Source organism: Ruegeria sp. CDSC081, assembly GCF_059610485.1.
Genome location: NZ_JBXWNS010000001.1, coordinates 1 through 15641 on the forward strand (window position 1 = coordinate 1; position 15641 = coordinate 15641).

General features: G+C 56.3%; 14 protein-coding genes and 3 tRNA genes. 7 read left to right on the plus strand and 10 right to left on the minus strand.

Annotated elements, in window-relative coordinates; translation table 11 throughout:
• From AC2FH9_RS00005 to AC2FH9_RS00015, 3 genes are all read right to left on the minus strand, one after another.
• A tRNA-Asn gene (locus AC2FH9_RS00005) sits at positions 1-57 on the minus strand.
• Between the two features lie 135 nt (positions 58-192).
• Positions 193-267 (minus strand) — tRNA-Asn (locus AC2FH9_RS00010).
• A gap of 80 nt (positions 268-347) precedes the next feature.
• A complete protein-coding gene (locus tag AC2FH9_RS00015) occupies positions 348-1262 on the minus strand; it encodes an MBL fold metallo-hydrolase (protein ID WP_142633579.1) in 915 nt (304 codons plus the stop codon).
• 44 nt (positions 1263-1306) lie between these two features.
• On the opposite strand from AC2FH9_RS00015, the gene AC2FH9_RS00020 reads away from it, so the two are divergent.
• Positions 1307-2626 carry an ATP-binding protein gene (locus tag AC2FH9_RS00020; protein WP_496708494.1) on the plus strand — a complete coding sequence of 440 codons (1320 nt, stop codon included), beginning with the start codon at positions 1307-1309 and terminating at the stop codon, positions 2624-2626.
• Between the two features lie 245 nt (positions 2627-2871).
• On the opposite strand, the gene AC2FH9_RS00025 is transcribed toward AC2FH9_RS00020, so the two are convergent.
• A tRNA-Ile gene (locus tag AC2FH9_RS00025) sits at positions 2872-2948 on the minus strand.
• 107 nt (positions 2949-3055) lie between these two features.
• On the opposite strand from AC2FH9_RS00025, the gene purM reads away from it, so the two are divergent.
• From purM to rnd, 3 genes are all read left to right on the plus strand, one after another.
• The gene (gene purM, locus AC2FH9_RS00030; RefSeq protein WP_496870384.1) at positions 3056-4102 is read left to right on the plus strand and encodes a phosphoribosylformylglycinamidine cyclo-ligase; all 1047 of its coding nucleotides are present in this window, start codon (positions 3056-3058) and stop codon (positions 4100-4102) included.
• Positions 4099-4695, plus strand: a complete 597-nt coding sequence (gene purN / locus AC2FH9_RS00035) for a phosphoribosylglycinamide formyltransferase (RefSeq protein WP_496870385.1) — start codon at positions 4099-4101, stop codon at positions 4693-4695. Before purM ends, purN begins: the two co-directional genes overlap by 4 nt.
• 113 nt (positions 4696-4808) lie before the next feature.
• Positions 4809-5966 carry a ribonuclease D gene (rnd, locus tag AC2FH9_RS00040; protein WP_496691182.1) on the plus strand — a complete coding sequence of 386 codons (1158 nt, stop codon included), beginning with the start codon at positions 4809-4811 and terminating at the stop codon, positions 5964-5966.
• Positions 5967-5972: 6 nt separating this feature from the next.
• Here rnd and AC2FH9_RS00045 read toward each other — a convergent pair whose 3' ends face one another.
• A complete protein-coding gene (locus AC2FH9_RS00045; protein ID WP_496870386.1) occupies positions 5973-6497 on the minus strand; it encodes a hypothetical protein in 525 nt (174 codons plus the stop codon).
• A gap of 139 nt (positions 6498-6636) precedes the next feature.
• On the opposite strand from AC2FH9_RS00045, the gene AC2FH9_RS00050 reads away from it, so the two are divergent.
• Complete coding sequence (locus AC2FH9_RS00050) at positions 6637-7047, plus strand: SufE family protein (RefSeq protein WP_496870387.1); 411 nt, start codon at positions 6637-6639, stop codon at positions 7045-7047.
• On the opposite strand, the gene AC2FH9_RS00055 is transcribed toward AC2FH9_RS00050, so the two are convergent.
• The gene (locus AC2FH9_RS00055; RefSeq protein ID WP_496792599.1) at positions 7044-7706 is read right to left on the minus strand and encodes a DUF1638 domain-containing protein; all 663 of its coding nucleotides are present in this window, start codon (positions 7704-7706) and stop codon (positions 7044-7046) included. The two genes, AC2FH9_RS00050 and AC2FH9_RS00055, sit on opposite strands and share 4 nt — an antisense overlap.
• A gap of 154 nt (positions 7707-7860) precedes the next feature.
• Positions 7861-8559: a corrinoid protein gene (locus tag AC2FH9_RS00060; protein WP_271947279.1), complete on the minus strand. Its 699-nt coding sequence runs from the start codon at positions 8557-8559 to the stop codon at positions 7861-7863.
• Positions 8560-8839: 280 nt separating this feature from the next.
• Between AC2FH9_RS00060 and AC2FH9_RS00065 the strand changes: the two genes are divergently transcribed.
• Positions 8840-9925, plus strand: a complete 1086-nt coding sequence (locus AC2FH9_RS00065) for a PA0069 family radical SAM protein (RefSeq protein ID WP_496870388.1) — start codon at positions 8840-8842, stop codon at positions 9923-9925.
• A gap of 53 nt (positions 9926-9978) precedes the next feature.
• Here AC2FH9_RS00065 and gltA read toward each other — a convergent pair whose 3' ends face one another.
• Together gltA and gltX are read right to left on the minus strand one after the other, a co-directional pair.
• Positions 9979-11274: a citrate synthase gene (gltA, locus tag AC2FH9_RS00070; protein WP_281972039.1), complete on the minus strand. Its 1296-nt coding sequence runs from the start codon at positions 11272-11274 to the stop codon at positions 9979-9981.
• Positions 11275-11395: 121 nt separating this feature from the next.
• Positions 11396-12796 (minus strand): glutamate--tRNA ligase, encoded by a 1401-nt coding sequence (gene gltX, locus AC2FH9_RS00075; RefSeq protein WP_496695569.1) that lies wholly within the window; start codon positions 12794-12796, stop codon positions 11396-11398.
• A gap of 78 nt (positions 12797-12874) precedes the next feature.
• On the opposite strand from gltX, the gene AC2FH9_RS00080 reads away from it, so the two are divergent.
• Complete coding sequence (locus AC2FH9_RS00080) at positions 12875-14890, plus strand: ComEC/Rec2 family competence protein (protein ID WP_496870389.1); 2016 nt, start codon at positions 12875-12877, stop codon at positions 14888-14890.
• A 3-nt stretch (positions 14891-14893) separates the two neighbouring features.
• Here AC2FH9_RS00080 and lexA read toward each other — a convergent pair whose 3' ends face one another.
• Positions 14894-15592 carry a transcriptional repressor LexA gene (gene lexA / locus AC2FH9_RS00085; RefSeq protein ID WP_281972042.1) on the minus strand — a complete coding sequence of 233 codons (699 nt, stop codon included), beginning with the start codon at positions 15590-15592 and terminating at the stop codon, positions 14894-14896.
• Positions 15593-15641: the final 49 nt, after the last annotated feature.

Consider the following 15641-nt stretch of genomic DNA (forward strand, 5'->3'; position numbering starts at 1 on the left):
GGTAGGGATCGAACCTACGACCAATTGATTAACAGTCAACTGCTCTACCGCTGAGCTACGCCGGAACGGTTCGCGCCGTATAGCAACCCGACTCTTCGCCGTCCAGAGGGGGGTGTGAGTTTTTTCGTCGAAAAAACATGCACACAGCGAAGGCGGGCATCCATAATAATTTGCGGTGTGTTTTGGGGAAATTGGCTCCGGCGGTAGGGATCGAACCTACGACCAATTGATTAACAGTCAACTGCTCTACCGCTGAGCTACGCCGGAACGGTTCGCGCCATATAGCAACCCGAAATTTCGCCGTCCAGAGGGGAAGCGCGGTTTTGGAAAAAAAATTACCTCGGCATCTATGGGGTTCTGGCGAAGATCGCGCCGACAGATAATTTTGACTGCGGTGCAACCAGAAATCGGCACGTAAGATCAACGAGATGGGCGAATACATTCCGTTCGGCAGCGGGCAACAGGGCGGCGGGGGTTTCGGTATAGATTCGCTCGGCCAATTCCCGGGCGGTCCCTGGCCTGGTTTCCAAAGCATACAGAATCTGTTTTTCCCGGGCGCGCCGGTGGGTGATCAACCAATCGAGCCTTTTGGCAGGGTCGTTAATCGGTGCGCCATGCCCTGCGTGGAATACGGACCAGTTATGTTGCCCTAGCTTTTCGCAAGCCGCCATGAAATCGGTCAGATCACCATCAGGTGGTGACACCAGTGAACTGGCCCAACCCATCACATGATCGGCGGTAAAGCAGACATCCCCCCAACCCAGCGCGATATGGTTACCAAGATGACCGGGCGTATGGATCACATTCAACTGCCACCCTTCGGCGGCGATTACATCTCCATCTTCGACTTCGATATGCGGGCGGAACGCCGTGTCGATCCCTTCACCTCCGCCTGCGAGCCCCTGAGTAGCCAATTCGGCCATCACCTCACTGCGGCCTGCTTCGGGGCCTCCGAAAGCAATGATCTTTGCTTGCGTTCGTTCGGCCAGCGGTGCAGCAAGCGGAGAGTGGTCCAGATGAGAATGTGTGACAATGATGTGGCTGATCCGTTGTCCGGGTTTAACCGCGTTCAGGATTGCATCCAGATGGTCCGCATTGGCAGGGCCGGGGTCAATCACCGCAAGATCGGTTTGGCCAAGCAAGTATGTATTGGTGCCGCGATATGTCATCGGAGACGGGTTGGGGGCAAGAATCCGCCTCAGGCCCGGTTGTAATTCGTCATCTCGACCTGGCATTGGATTGAAATCGTCCGGTGCTTGCATTCTGCACTCTTTCTCTCGTCTGAACAGCCCGTTAGGTTTAACCCATGACGACGCAATGGCTCAAACTTTATATGCCGCGCAGCCTGTACGCACGGGCGGCTTTGATTCTCATTTTGCCGGTGGTGGTGATGCTGCTGGTGATCAGTGTCGCCTTTTTGCAAAAGCACCTGGAAGATGTCACTGCGCAAATGACTCGTGCCGCATCGCGTGAGGTTACGCTTGTTACGGATGTGATAGAACATTCTGAAACGCAGCAACAGGCGGTGGCCGAACTTCGGCCCGATCTGGCCGCGCTTGATATGAAACTGCGGTTTCTCGGGATAAACGAAACGCCAGTCATCGGGAATCGCCGCTGGTATGATTTCATTGCACCTCAAGTCGAATCCGAGTTGCGCGCCCTGCTTCCCGATCTTGTAGCGGTCGCCTTGCCAAGCGGGCAGGAGGCTCGATTGTATCTGCAGACGGATTTGGGTGTATTGCAGCTAACTTTCGACCGTCGGCGGTTGTCCCCAACCGCGCCGCATCAGTTGATTGTGACCGTCTTGTTCTTTGCGATCATCATGACAACCATTTCGTTTTTGTACATGCGCAACCAGCTACGACCGATCACCCGTCTGGCCGAGGCTGCACAGGCGTTCGGACGCGGGCGGGTTGTTCCTTATTCGCCAGGCGGCGCGATCGAGGTGCGAGCGGCTGGCAGTGCGTTTCTGGATATGCGCGCCCGGATAGAGCGTCAGATGGAGCAGCGCACCATGATGCTGTCCGGTGTCAGCCACGATTTGCGAACGCCTTTGACGCGTCTCAAGCTTGGGCTGTCTTTGTTGCCCGAAGGTGAGGCAGCGCCATTGCAACAGGACGTGGATGAAATGCAACTATTGCTGGACGCGTTTTTGGACTTTTCCAAAGGAGCGGCAGAGGTGGCGCCGGAATCCGTAGACCCTGAGAGGTTCCTTCGGCAGATCGTCAAGGATGCGTGCAGGGCAGGGCATAAGGTCGAATTGGTAAAGGTTGATGGCGCAGGAACCGCGATGTTGCGCCCGACGGCTATTCGTCGCGCGGTAGAGAACTTGATCGGGAATGCGGTCAGGTACGGAAATCGCGCTGAAATCAGCCTGTCGGTCTCCTCCAAATCGCTGCGTATCCGCGTCGAAGATGATGGTCCGGGTATTCCGCCCGAGCAGCGCACCGAAGCGGTCAAACCTTTCTCGCGATTGGATCCGGCGCGCAACCAGAATCGAGGCAGCGGTGTTGGTCTGGGGTTGGCCATTGTGGCAGATGTCGCCCGAGCCCATGGCGGCGTGCTTCGATTGGGCAAAAGCGAACATCTGGGCGGTCTGTGTGCCGATATTATCATCGGTCGCTAGATCATCGTGCACCGGACCTCTGTTCTGCCAAATCCGGTGTGAGTTCATCTTGGATTGTCGGATGTTCAGTGACCGATAAACTGATTCAAGCGCCTGAAAAGCTACCGGGATATCCCGAGCGGGAATCGAAGATTTGTCTTGAAATCGTGGGGCACTTGCCTCGCAACCTATTGTTAGGTCGTGGAGCATCTCTCTCAATTTTCGGGCCAATCGAGCGTTGTTTTTAAAGGGAAATATGCGGATTTTGGTAGGCCCGGAGGGACTCGAACCCCCAACCAAAGCGTTATGAGCGCTCTGCTCTAACCAATTGAGCTACAGGCCCGCCTAGGCGCTTTGCCTATCATGGTGAACGCCCGCGTCAAGCCTGACCGTTGCAACATCTCCAACAATCGACTAACCCGCGCGGGAACCATTCAAAAGAGGTTGGCCATGACAGCAGGCAAAAACGGAATCACCTACGCGGATGCGGGCGTTGATATTGATGCGGGGAATGCTCTGGTCGACCGGATAAAACCTGCTGCCAAGCGGACCAACAGATCCGGCGTGATGAGCGGGCTGGGCGGGTTCGGCGCATTGTTCGACCTGAAGGATGCAGGTTATCGGGATCCGATTCTTGTCGGCGCCACCGACGGTGTTGGCACCAAGTTGCGGATCGCGATTGATACAGGCCTGGTCGATGGCGTCGGTATCGATCTTGTGGCCATGTGCGTCAACGATCTGATCTGTCAGGGGGCCGAGCCACTTTTCTTCCTCGACTATTTCGCCACAGGCAAACTGGATACCGAGACCGCCGCACGGATCATTGAGGGCATTGCCGAAGGCTGCGTTCAATCGGATTGCGCATTGATTGGCGGCGAAACTGCCGAGATGCCGGGCATGTATCCCGATGGTGATTTCGATTTGGCCGGGTTTTCAGTCGGTGCGATGGAGCGCGGCGCACACCTTCCTGCAGATGTTCAACAGGGTGACGTGTTGCTTGGGCTGGCCTCAAACGGGGTGCATTCCAATGGCTATTCGCTAGTGCGCAAGCTGGTCGAGATCTCGGGCCTGGGTTGGGATGCGGCATCGCCCTTTGGGGATGGATCGCTGGGCGAGGCACTGCTGACCCCGACGCGCCTTTACGTGAAACCTGCGCTACAGGCGATCCGGACAGGCGGGGTGCATGCGCTTGCCCATATCACCGGCGGTGGCCTGACCGAAAACCTGCCCCGCGTGCTGCCCGAAGGGTTGGGTGCCCAGATCGACTTGAGCTCCTGGGATCTGCCACCCGTATTCCGCTGGATGGCCGAAACCGGCGGTATTGCTGAATCCGAGATGCTCAAGACCTTCAACTGCGGCATCGGCATGATCGTGGTTTGCGGCGCAGAGCAGGCCGACGACCTGTCGCCACTGCTGGCCCAAGCTGGTGAGACGGTTTCGCGGATTGGCACCGTGACCGACACCACAGGAGTGGCCTATTCGGGCAAATTGCTGTGAGCCATAAGCGCGTCGCCATTCTGCTCTCGGGCGGGGGGTCGAATATGGTCTCTCTGGTCGACAGCATGACCGGTGACCATCCGGCCAGACCTTGTTTGGTCTTGTCGAACGATGCTGAGGCTGGGGGACTGAAAAAGGCGGCTGATCGGGGAATTGCAACCGCAACCGTAGATCACAGGCCATTCAAGAGCGACCGCGCGGCTTTTGAGGCCGAGCTGCTGAAACCGTTAGAGCAAGCACAACCGGACATCGTGTGTTTGGCCGGGTTCATGCGGGTGTTGACCGGTGATTTCGTCTTGCGCTTTCAGGGTCGGATGCTGAACATCCACCCGTCACTGTTGCCAAAATACAAGGGTCTGAACACCCATGCCCGTGCGATTGCAGCAGGTGATATCGAGCATGGATGCTCGGTTCACGAAGTGACCGCAGCTCTGGACGATGGCCCAATCTTGGGGCAAGCCCGCCTGAATATTGAGGCTGGAGACACTCCTGAGACTTTGGCGGCGCGCGTTCTGACCTACGAACACAGGCTTTATCCGGCCGTATTGCGCCGCTTTGCCGGAAATGACCGCACACCGGTGCTTTTGCCGTGAATCCCGCGGGGTGATTTACACGCGGTTGCCATTCGGCCTATGGTTCGCCCGACGGCCCGGAAACGTGTAGGACTGACGGGTGATTAAAAACAAAAGCAAGAATAGCACCACGAATGAAAACCCTCACGACGACGCAAGAGCTGGCCGATTTCTGCAAAGCGGCTGCGGCCTTTGATTACGTAACCGTAGATACCGAGTTCCTGCGCGAACGGACCTACTATTCAAAACTTTGCCTGCTTCAACTGGCGGTCCCGTCGCCCGACGAAGACAGCGCCGTTTTGGTCGACCCGTTGGCCGAAGGGATGACTCTGGAGCCTTTGTACGAGCTCTTCGCCGATGAAAGCGTGGTCAAAGTATTTCACGCAGCCCGTCAGGATCTCGAGATTTTCTGGGTTGAGGCGGGTGTGTTCCCCAATCCTCTGTTCGACACGCAGGTCGCCGCCATGGTCTGCGGATTTGGCGAGCAGGTTGGTTATGAAACCCTGGTGCGCAAGATTTGTAAGGAAGGCGTGGACAAGACCTCTCGATTCACCGACTGGTCACGCCGCCCACTGTCCGAGGCGCAAAAGACCTATGCCCTGGCAGATGTAACGCATCTGCGGAAAATCTATGAGTATCTGTCGGCCGAGTTGACGAAAACCAAGCGCAGCCATTGGGTCGCCGAAGAGCTGCGCACGCTGACGCAATCCGGCACCTATGAGATTCAGCCCGAAAATGCGTGGAAGCGTATCAAAACCCGGACGAACTCGGCCAAGTTTTTGGCTGTTGTTCGCGAGTTGGCCGAGTTCCGCGAAGCCTATGCGCAGGAAAACAACGTACCGCGCAGCCGGGTGTTCAAAGATGACGCGCTGATCGAACTGGCATCGACCAAGCCGAAATCTTTCTCAGATTTGGGTGGATCGCGTCTGCTGCTGCGCGAGGCCCGCAAAGGGGTCATTGCGGATGGGATTCTGGCCGCCGTCAAAAAGGGTGTGAATTGCCCACCAGAAAAATTGCCCAAGATTGATACCAGCCGTGACAAGTTGAAGGTAAATCCTGCGCTTGCCGACCTATTGCGGGTGCTGCTGAAATCAAAAACGGAAAGCTCGGGCGTGGCCGCCAAACTGATTGCTACCAGTTCCGAACTGGATCAGATCGCAGCCGGTGAACGGGAATTACCTGCAATGTCCGGTTGGCGGTTCGAGGTATTCGGCGAAGATGCCCTGAAACTGTGCGATGGCAAAATCGCCCTGGCAGCTAAAGGGCAGACCGTCACGGTCGTAGAGCTTTAGCAGGAATTATCTGCGGCGGGATTCCAGGGCATTTTGTTCCCCTTTGACGCGGACCAGCCGAATGTTTACAAGCTCGTCTCGGCTGATATTGATTGCATTGGATACCCTTCGGGACCGTTCGGTCCCCTGGCTTGTCGCATATGACGGGTAGTCGACACGGAACGTGAATTCGAGAATGCCGTTTTTTGCATTCTCTTCGCTTTCAACACGAACAAGCCGCGCATTATAGGCGCCTTGCCTTGCAGCAATCCCAGTCGTGTAAACGATAGCTCCATTCGGAATTGGATCGATCCGCAGTTCTTCGATTTTGGCGATCGGGAAGCTCATGTCCACGGCTTCCGGCTTTGAAAATATGCCAACACCTTCGGCTTGTTGAGGAACCAGTGCATTGGCATCATTCACAGATACTTCAGAGGGTGCCGGAGTACTGGACCCAAACCAGTTTGTCGGGTTGACCCGAGAATCACGCCAAGCGCTGCAAGCCGACAGGGTCAAGGCAGCAGCCAAAAGAACAGACAGTGATTTCTTCATCGTCACAACACCCAGAGCAGTCTATATGGCAATGAGTTATCGCACTTTTCCGGGTTTGAAAAGCCACGTGGGGGGCTGGACAGATGCTGGTCAGGATCATAGTTCAAAAATGTGAACCCAATGAGAGGACAGCCCCGAGATGGCGACACCTGCTTTTGAAGAAATCGTCGAAGATTTCGAATTCCTGAAGGACTGGGAAGACCGGTACCGCCATGTAATCGAGCAGGGGAAAGCGATGGCGCCATTGGATGATGCGTTGAAGGTGCCTGCAACTAAAGTCCATGGTTGCGCCAGCCAGGTCTGGCTGCATCCCAGTGTCGACGGAGGGACTTTTCATTTTGACGGCGACAGTGATGCTCTGATCGTGCGGGGCCTGATTGCGGTCCTGCGATCCCTATATAACGGCCTGCCGGTTCAAGAAGTCCCTCAGGTTGACGCAGGAGGCGAACTGGCGCGGCTGGGGTTAAACGATCATCTTTCCGCGCAACGATCTAACGGTTTGAGGGCGATGATCGACCGTATCCGCGAGGTCGCGATAGAGGCCGCCTAAAGCGGGCGGCTGGCCCAGTCGCTCAGCGTGGATTGCAGATCACCATAGCCGGTAAATCGGCGCTCGAAAGCCAGGCCCATTCGGTCTGCGCACTCCTTGGCGCGTTCGGTCAGAACCGCATCATCAGTCTGTGCCTGATAAACCAGTTTCGTGTAGTTGCCGAAATACATTTCCCTAAGCTCGGGGTGCCGATCCAGCCCCAGCGGCTTCCAGACGAAGGCATCGAATTGACGTGCCAGAAAATCTGTTAGGTAGAACGCTGTAGTTTCATCCTCGCCGCGATTTTCAAAGACCTGGTTCCCCTCGAAGAAAGAATAGCAGTGGGGCCCTTTAATCATCTCCACGCCCATCTCCCCGCAGGCTTTCTGCAACAGGCCACCGGTGCCGCAATCTGCGTAGACGACATAAACTTTATCGTATTGGTCGCGGTGTTTGGCAACGGCCTCTTCCACCGCCTGCGTGATCCGTTCCGGGTGGACGTGCAAGATGGCGGGCAGGCAGGTCAGTTCCATATGATCCCAGCCATTACGACGCTTTAGGTCCAGGATTTCCCGCGCCAGCGCACCGCAGGCCAATAACAGAATTCGCCCTGCGCCGTGATGGTCTGAATAGCCCTGCGTTGTCAGGCTGGCATCGTCGGGAAGTTGGTCCTGAGTCATTTCGCGCCTCTTTCTCGTTATCTAGAAAATCGGCTTATTCGGTGGCTGGCAAGCCCGTATTCGACACATAATGTCGGCTTCGGATCAGGGTAGGGTGAATAAATGAAAAAGGCCGCCCGAAAATCGGACGGCCCTGAATTGGTCTAGATGTCGATCAACCCGCCAGCTGATTGTGCTTGCGCGAGACAAAATCCTTTGCCGTCTCAACAGCTACGGCCGCGTCACGGCAATAGGCATCAGCACCGATCGCCTTGCCGAACTCTTCGTTCAAAGGCGCACCGCCAACCAGCACGATATAGTCGTCGCGCCGACCCTGTTCGATCAGTGTGTCGATCACGACTTTCATATATGGCATGGTCGTCGTCAGCAGGGCCGACATGCCCAGAATATCGGGCTGTTCGGTATCAAGCGCTTCCAGATAGTTTTCGACGGGGTTGTTGATGCCGATATCAACAACCTCGAATCCGGCGCCTTCCATCATCATTGACACCAGGTTTTTGCCAATGTCGTGAATGTCGCCTTTAACAGTGCCGATCACCATTTTACCAACGCGCGGTGCGCCGGTTTCGGCCAGCAGCGGCTTGAGGATAAACATGCCGCCCTTCATTGCGTTTGCGGCCAGCAAGACCTCGGGTACGAACAGAATGCCGTCACGGAAGTCGTGGCCCACAACCGTCATGCCGCCGACCAGTGCCTTGGTCAGGATGTCATAAGGTGTCCATCCGCGCTCCAGCAGGATGTTCACACCTTCTTCGATTTCTTCTTTCAGACCGTCGTAAAGGTCATCGAACATCTGTTCGACCAGTTCGTCGTCGTTCAGTTCGGACAGGACGATGTCTTCTTCATCGGACATGGGGCGTTTCCCTGAGCTGTTCGGGCCTTGCGCCCGTGGTGGCATTTTTTCCGTTTTGGCCATTTCGCCGTAATACTACTGTGACGATTGCGACCTTGGCAGTTCCGAGACCGACCTATAGGCCAAATTTGTCGTTATCTCGACGTCATTTTACACATGAACATCCTGCAATTCGTTCAAATGCACCAATTGTTCAGGGCCTGATTGGGGTTCTGATGATGCCTCAGCAAGGTAAATGTGCCGCTTGCCGGACCGGTCGATATTCCATATACCAAATAGCATGAACAAAAGTAGAACAAACCTTCCTTCGGCCATTGCCAAGGGGCGAGCAGCCACGGAAAATACGGCAGGCAGATTCGAACGGTTTGACACAATCCCCTGCGATGACGGCTGGGGGTATGATGACGATCTTCCTCCGTTGCGGACTGAAGTCAGGCACGAGACGGCACGCAGCATAATCACTTATAACCGCTCCCCCGACTTGCCATTTGATCGTTCGATCAACCCCTATCGGGGGTGCGAGCACGGCTGCATCTATTGCTTTGCACGGCCCAGCCACGCCTATCTGGGTCTGTCGCCGGGGCTGGATTTTGAGACGCGCTTGATTGCCCGACCCAATGCGGCCGAGCTTCTTCGCAAAGAGCTTTCTGCGAAAGGTTACAGTGTTGCGCCGATTGCGATTGGAACCAATACAGACCCTTATCAGCCAGTTGAAAAAAACCTTGTAATCACAAGGTCTTGTTTGTCGGTGCTTACAGAGTTTCGCCATCCGGTTGCGATTGTGACCAAGGGGGCATTGATCGAACGTGATCTCGATCTGCTCGCACAGATGGCGGAACAGGGTTTGGTTCGGGTCGGGATATCTCTGACCACGTTGGATGCGGATTTATCGCGCCGAATGGAGCCACGGGCGCCCGCGCCAAATCGGCGCCTGAAAATCATTCGCAGGCTGACCGAAGCGGGGGTTCCGGTGCGGGTCATGACCTCTCCTTCTATTCCCGGTTTGACAGATCATGAGATGGAAAGCCTGTTAGAGGCGGGCAGGGATGCCGGGGCGGATGCAGCAAGCTGGATTATGCTGCGGTTGCCGCGCGAAGTTTCGGAACTTTGGCAAACCTGGCTGCAAGAGCAAGAGCCAACGCGCGCCGAAAAAGTCATGTCCAAGCTTCGGCAAATGCACGGGGGCCGGGACTATGATCCGCGTTGGGGCCACCGAATGCGCGGTGAGGGCGAATATGCCGAGATGGTGGCTAAACGGTTTTCACTGGCTGTAAAGCGGCTAGGCCTTGCAACGCGCACCCCGAAGCTGCGGTGCGATTTGTTCGATATCCCGCCCCAAGCCGGGGACCAGTTGACGCTGTTCTAACAAATCAGCCCCGGATTCTGGTCCGGGGCTGTTTGGTTTGTTGGGAATCGAAATCAGCGTTTTTCGATGTCCACGTAATCGCGACTGGTTTCGCCCAGATAGAGCTGGCGCGGGCGGCCGATTTTGTTCTGTGGATCTGCGATCATCTCTTTCCACTGACTGACCCAGCCAACGGTGCGCGACAGTGCGAAAATCGGGGTGAACATCGACGTCGGGAAACCCATCGCCTCGAGGATGATTCCCGAATAGAAGTCCACGTTCGGGAACAGTTTCTTTTCGGAGAAATACGGATCTTCCAACGCCTGTTTTTCCAACGCCTTGGCGACTTGCAGCTTGGGATTGTCCTCAATCCCCAGCAGATCCAACACTTCGTCGGCGGATTGCTTCATAACCTTGGCGCGCGGGTCAAAGTTCTTATAGACGCGGTGACCAAAGCCCATCAGGCGGAACGGATCGGCCTTATCTTTGGCGCGGGCGATATATTCAGGGATACGGTCAACCGTGCCAATTTCTTCCAGCATTTCAAGGCAGGCCTGGTTTGCGCCGCCATGGGCAGGGCCCCAAAGACACGCGATACCAGCGGCAATGCACGCAAACGGGTTCGCCCCCGAGGACGAGGCCAGACGCACAGTCGAAGTCGAGGCATTCTGTTCGTGATCCGCGTGCAGAGTAAAGATGCGGTCCATCGCGCGGCTGAGGATTGGGTTCACCTCATATTCCTCGGCAGGGACGCTGAAGCACATGCGCAGGAAGTTTGACGCATAATCCAGATCGTTGCGCGGGTACACGAAGGGCTGACCGGTGTGATACTTGTAAGCCCAGGCAGCGATGGTTGGCATCTTGGCGATCAGACGATGGGATGCGACCTCACGCTGATGCGGGTCGGAAACATCGGTCGAATCGTGATAGAACGCAGACATCGCGCCCACGACACCGACCATGATCGCCATCGGATGCGCATCACGGCGGAAGCCACGATAGAAATACTGCATCTGTTCGTGCAGCATGGTGTGGCGGGTGATCGTGGTTTCAAACTTTTCCAGTTCCTTGGCCGCCGGCAGCTCTCCGTAAAGCAGCAGGTAGCACACTTCGAGGAAATGCGATTTCTCGGCCAACTGGTCGATCGGATAGCCACGGTGCAGCAGTTCACCTTTTTCGCCGTCGATATAGGTGATGGTGCTGTCGCAGCTGGCTGTCGAGGTGAAGCCGGGGTCATAGGTGAACACATCCGCTTCGCTGTACAGCTTGCGGATGTCGATGACATCAGGTCCCACGGTAGGCGAATGAACCGGCAACTCGTATGTTTTACCATGTACGGTCAAAGTGGCTGATTTATTGCTGTCGGTCATAATGTCCCTTCCTCATTCATACGTGAAACGGATCGTCGTCCGTTTCGGCGGGCAACGGTTGCGCACAGGGGCGCAGCCCGGGTGTTAGCGGAGCAGCGTTACCCAAATGTGAAACCTTTGGTTATGTCGCTGCGTCGGAGAGCCGTGCCAGGGTTTCATCCCGCCCAAGCACAAGCATCATATCAAAAACCGAAGGCGTTACAGCCCGACCAGCCAATGCAGCGCGCAATGGCCCTGCTAGCTTGCCAAACTTTAGCCCTTTCGCTTCTGCAAACGAGTTCAGGGCACTCTCCAGTTCGTTCCGGGTCCAGCTAGCATTTTGCACGTGCGGCGTCAATTCACTCAGTATACCGTCGGATACAGAGGACAGCGCCTTTGCAGCCTTCTCATCAGGTTTAATCGGGCGTGACGTCAGCACAAAATGCGCTTTTTCAAGGAGTTCCGGGAATGTGCGTGCCCGATCCTTGAGGCAATACATCGCACGTTCCAGATCACCTGATTGTGCATTGGTGAGAGCGGGCAGTCCCGCCGCCGCCAGGTATCCCTGAATTTCCTGCCGCAATGCGGCATCGCCAGTGATTGGAATATGCTGACCACATAGATTCTCGAGCTTTTTCAGATCGAACCGTGCAGGGCTTTTACCGATTCCAGTCAGATCGAACCACTCTTTCGCCTGCTCATCTGTAAAGAATTCGTCATCCCCATGGCTCCAGCCGAGACGGGCTAGATAGTTGCGCATACCCGCGGCCGGGTACCCCATCGCCTGATATTCTTGGGCACCCAAAGCTCCGTGACGTTTGGATAGTTTCTTGCCGTCCGGACCATGAATCAGCGGAATATGTGCCCAGACCGGAACATCCCAACCCATGGCTTCATAGATCATCATCTGGCGTGCGGCATTGTTCAGGTGATCGTCGCCCCGGATAACATGGGTCACACCCATGTCGTGATCATCCACAACAACCGCCAGCATATAAACCGGTGTTCCGTCCGAGCGCAGCAGGATCATGTCGTCCAACTGATCGTTGCGGATTGTCACGTCGCCCTGAACCTGATCGCGGATCACGGTGACCCCGTCCCGCGGTGCCTTTATGCGGATCGCATATGGGGCGTCAGGTTGGGTCGAAGGGTCAGCGTCGCGCCAGGGGCTCTGGAACAGCGTCGATTTTCCCTCTGCACGCGCCTGTTCGCGAAAAGCTGTGATCTCGTCCTGGGTCGAAAAACATTTGTAGGCTTTGCCGTCCGCCAGCAGCTGATGTGCCACTTCAGCATGACGCGGGGCGCCTTCGAATTGGCTGATCACATCGCCATCATGGTCCAGGCCCAACCAGGACATCCCCTGAAGAATTGCTGCAGTAGCCTCTGGCGTTGAGCGTTCGCGGTCCGTGTCCTCAATCCGCAATAAGAACTTGCCACCACGTCCCCGAGCAAAGAGCCAGTTGAACAATGCAGTGCGCGCGCCGCCGATGTGAAGAAAACCAGTGGGTGAAGGTGCAAAACGGGTGACGACCTGATCGGACATAGTGTGGATTAACCTTTTGGTAACCGTGTCGGGCTTAACTTGGCGCCTGTCTAACGAGCCCGAAGGACGGGGGCAACCATGCGTGTTCTGGCACGGGTCGAGACCGCATTGCTGAACCAGACAGGCTGTTTGTTTCAGTGGTCACCAGTGTGCTTGGCCAGTGGCATCGGCCTGTATTTCGCGCTCCGGTTCGAGCCGGGGTGGCAGATTTACGTCTGTTTCAGCGCGGTAATTGTTGCGGCTATGGGGATGGCCCGCAAATCGCGGTCTGGCTGGGCTCCGTTGGCAATCGGGGGGGCACTGATCGCTGCCGGGTTCATCCTGGCCGGCGCACGTGCCCATACGGTGGCAGAGCCGGTTCTATCTTGGCGGTACTATGGCCCGGTCGAGGGACGTGTTGTCGCCATAGACCGCTCTGCGTCGGATGCGCTGCGGGTGACGCTCGATCGGGTGCGATTAGGGGACGTGCCCTTGGATCGACGACCGCGGCGCGTCCGACTTTCCCTGCATGGTGGGGATGTCGCGCTGGTTCCTGGGCAAAGGATCATGACAACAGGTCATCTGTCGCCGCCTCAGGGGCCGGTAGAGCCCGGCGGTTTCGATTTCCGTCGCCACGCATGGTTTCAACGTTTAGGGGCAGTCGGATACACGCGCGTACCGGTGATGTCGGTTGCCCCGCCGGACAGGACCAATCTCCGCATCACGGCGTGGAGGATGGCGATTTCTGAACATGTGCGCGCATTGCTGCCTGGAGAGGTCGGAGGTTTCGCCGCGGCTGTCACGACGGGTGATCGCAGCGGAATGGGGCAGGAAACGCTGAACAATCTACGGGCATCTAATCTGGCTCATCTGTTGGCGATATCCGGATTGCATATGGGGTTGCTGACAGGTTTTGTTTATCTGATCTGCAGGGTCACGCTGTCTGCTGTCCCGGTGCTCGCTCTTAGACTTCCGGTCCGCAAGCTTGCAGCGGTTTGCGCCTTGGTCGCGGCGGTTGTTTATCTATTGCTGTCTGGCGGGAATGTCGCAACAGAGCGGGCCTTTATCATGGTCAGCGTAATGCTGGGGGCCATTTTGATCGACAGAAGGTCAATTTCGCTACGCGCGGTGGCCGTCGCTGCCCTTATCGTGCTGTCGTTGCGACCAGAATCTCTGTTAAGCCCCGGTTTTCAGATGTCCTTTGCTGCAACAACGGCACTGGTGGCCGTTTTCGGAGCCTTACGCGGTTTCGGTTCTGCTTTCGGGCCGAAATGGCTACGGCCCATTATCGGGGTATTGATGTCATCTGCCATAGCGGGGCTTGCCACCGCACCGATTGGGGCGGCGCATTTCAATTCATTGTCTCACTATGGGCTGGTTGCGAATATGCTGTCGGTCCCGGTGATGGGAACCGTCGTGGTTCCTGCGGCCGTTATTGCCGCAATCCTGGCGCCATTCGGGCTTGAGTGGATTGGGCTGGCGGTCATGGGGGCAGGGTTGGAATGGATTCTGGCGGTTTCAGACTGGATCTCGGGACTGGAAGGTGCGCAAGGTTATGTGGTCAGTCCACCGTCCTACGTCTTGCCCATATTTGCATTGGGCGCGCTGTGGATCGCCTTGTGGCGCGGTGGGGCAAGGTGGGTCGGCGTCGCACCTTGCATGGTGGCGATTGCGCTTTGGGGGCAGGGTAACCGTCCGGAAGTTTTGGTCGCAGACTCCGGTGGGTTAGTTGGTGTGATGACTGATCAGGGGCGCGCGCTGAGCAAGGAAAAGGGCAGCAAATTTATTGCAACCGTATGGCTTGAAAACGACGGAGACGGCGCGAGCCAGAAAACTGCCGCAAATCGCTGGCCCGATGGGAAAGATCTGTCGCAAAGATATTTCTGGCAGGGCAAAGAGCTGATTCACCTCACCGGCAAACGATCTGCGCGCGAATTCAGCGAATGTGCAGATGACCAAATCGTCATCTCTGCTGTTCCGGTCCAGCTGTCCGGCACCTGTATGGTGATTGATCCCGAGTTGTTGAACAAGACAGGAAGTATTGCACTGTCCAGCGGAAACGTAATGACCAGTGCCGAAGTCATAGGCAAAAGGCTGTGGTCGCCAGACAGCTAAAGATCAATAGCTTCGGATCAGCCCAACCAAACGGCCCTGAACCTTGACCTTATCTTCGGGCAGTACACGCGTTTCGTAGGCCGGGTTGGCAGCCTCAAGCGCTATCGCCTGACCTCTCCGATAGAACCGTTTGAGCGTTGCTTCCTGATCTTCGACCAGCGCGACAACGATATCGCCATTATCAGCCGCAGAGGTTTCGCGGATGACGACCACATCACCGTCGTTGATACCAGCGTCAATCATCGAGTCGCCACGCACCTCAAGCGCGTAATGCTCACCTCTGCCGGAAACCATGCTGCCGGGAACGGCAACGCGGTGCGAGACATGGCTGATCGCCTCGATCGGAACACCTGCTGCGATGCGTCCCATGACCGGCAATTCCATTGCGTCTACGGTCACTGGTTCGAAATTCGCGGGGCGTCTGCCTTCGGGTTTGTCACCTTCGATAACACGGGGCTTGAAAGCGACTGTTGGCTCTCCTCCCAGGCTTTCAGGAAGTTTGACGATTTCGATGGCCCGGGCACGATGGGCCAGACGACGGATAAAGCCGCGTTCTTCAAGCGCTGTGATCAACCGATGGATGCCGGATTTGGACCGCAGGTCCAGCGCAGCTTTCATTTCATCGAAACTTGGGGGGACGCCATCCGCCTGAACGCGTTTATGGATGAACTCCAACAAATCCAACTGCTTCTTGGTCAGCATTGCTCACACCTCGTCGCTCATACGTTTTCTTTTGTTCTACGCATGTTCA

Coding starts and splice junctions, on each gene's coding strand:
- AC2FH9_RS00055 (WP_496792599.1), bottom strand. CDS start 7,706: ATGACTCAGGACCAACTTCCCGACGATGCCAGCCTGACAACGCAGGGC.
- AC2FH9_RS00065 (WP_496870388.1), top strand. CDS start 8,840: ATGAACAAAAGTAGAACAAACCTTCCTTCGGCCATTGCCAAGGGGCGA.
- lexA (WP_281972042.1), bottom strand. CDS start 15,592: ATGCTGACCAAGAAGCAGTTGGATTTGTTGGAGTTCATCCATAAACGC.
- gltA (WP_281972039.1), bottom strand. CDS start 11,274: ATGACCGACAGCAATAAATCAGCCACTTTGACCGTACATGGTAAAACA.
- AC2FH9_RS00020 (WP_496708494.1), top strand. CDS start 1,307: ATGACGACGCAATGGCTCAAACTTTATATGCCGCGCAGCCTGTACGCA.
- AC2FH9_RS00050 (WP_496870387.1), top strand. CDS start 6,637: ATGGCGACACCTGCTTTTGAAGAAATCGTCGAAGATTTCGAATTCCTG.
- rnd (WP_496691182.1), top strand. CDS start 4,809: ATGAAAACCCTCACGACGACGCAAGAGCTGGCCGATTTCTGCAAAGCG.
- purM (WP_496870384.1), top strand. CDS start 3,056: ATGACAGCAGGCAAAAACGGAATCACCTACGCGGATGCGGGCGTTGAT.
- gltX (WP_496695569.1), bottom strand. CDS start 12,796: ATGTCCGATCAGGTCGTCACCCGTTTTGCACCTTCACCCACTGGTTTT.
- AC2FH9_RS00060 (WP_271947279.1), bottom strand. CDS start 8,559: ATGTCCGATGAAGAAGACATCGTCCTGTCCGAACTGAACGACGACGAA.
- AC2FH9_RS00015 (WP_142633579.1), bottom strand. CDS start 1,262: ATGCAAGCACCGGACGATTTCAATCCAATGCCAGGTCGAGATGACGAA.
- AC2FH9_RS00045 (WP_496870386.1), bottom strand. CDS start 6,497: ATGAAGAAATCACTGTCTGTTCTTTTGGCTGCTGCCTTGACCCTGTCG.
- AC2FH9_RS00080 (WP_496870389.1), top strand. CDS start 12,875: ATGCGTGTTCTGGCACGGGTCGAGACCGCATTGCTGAACCAGACAGGC.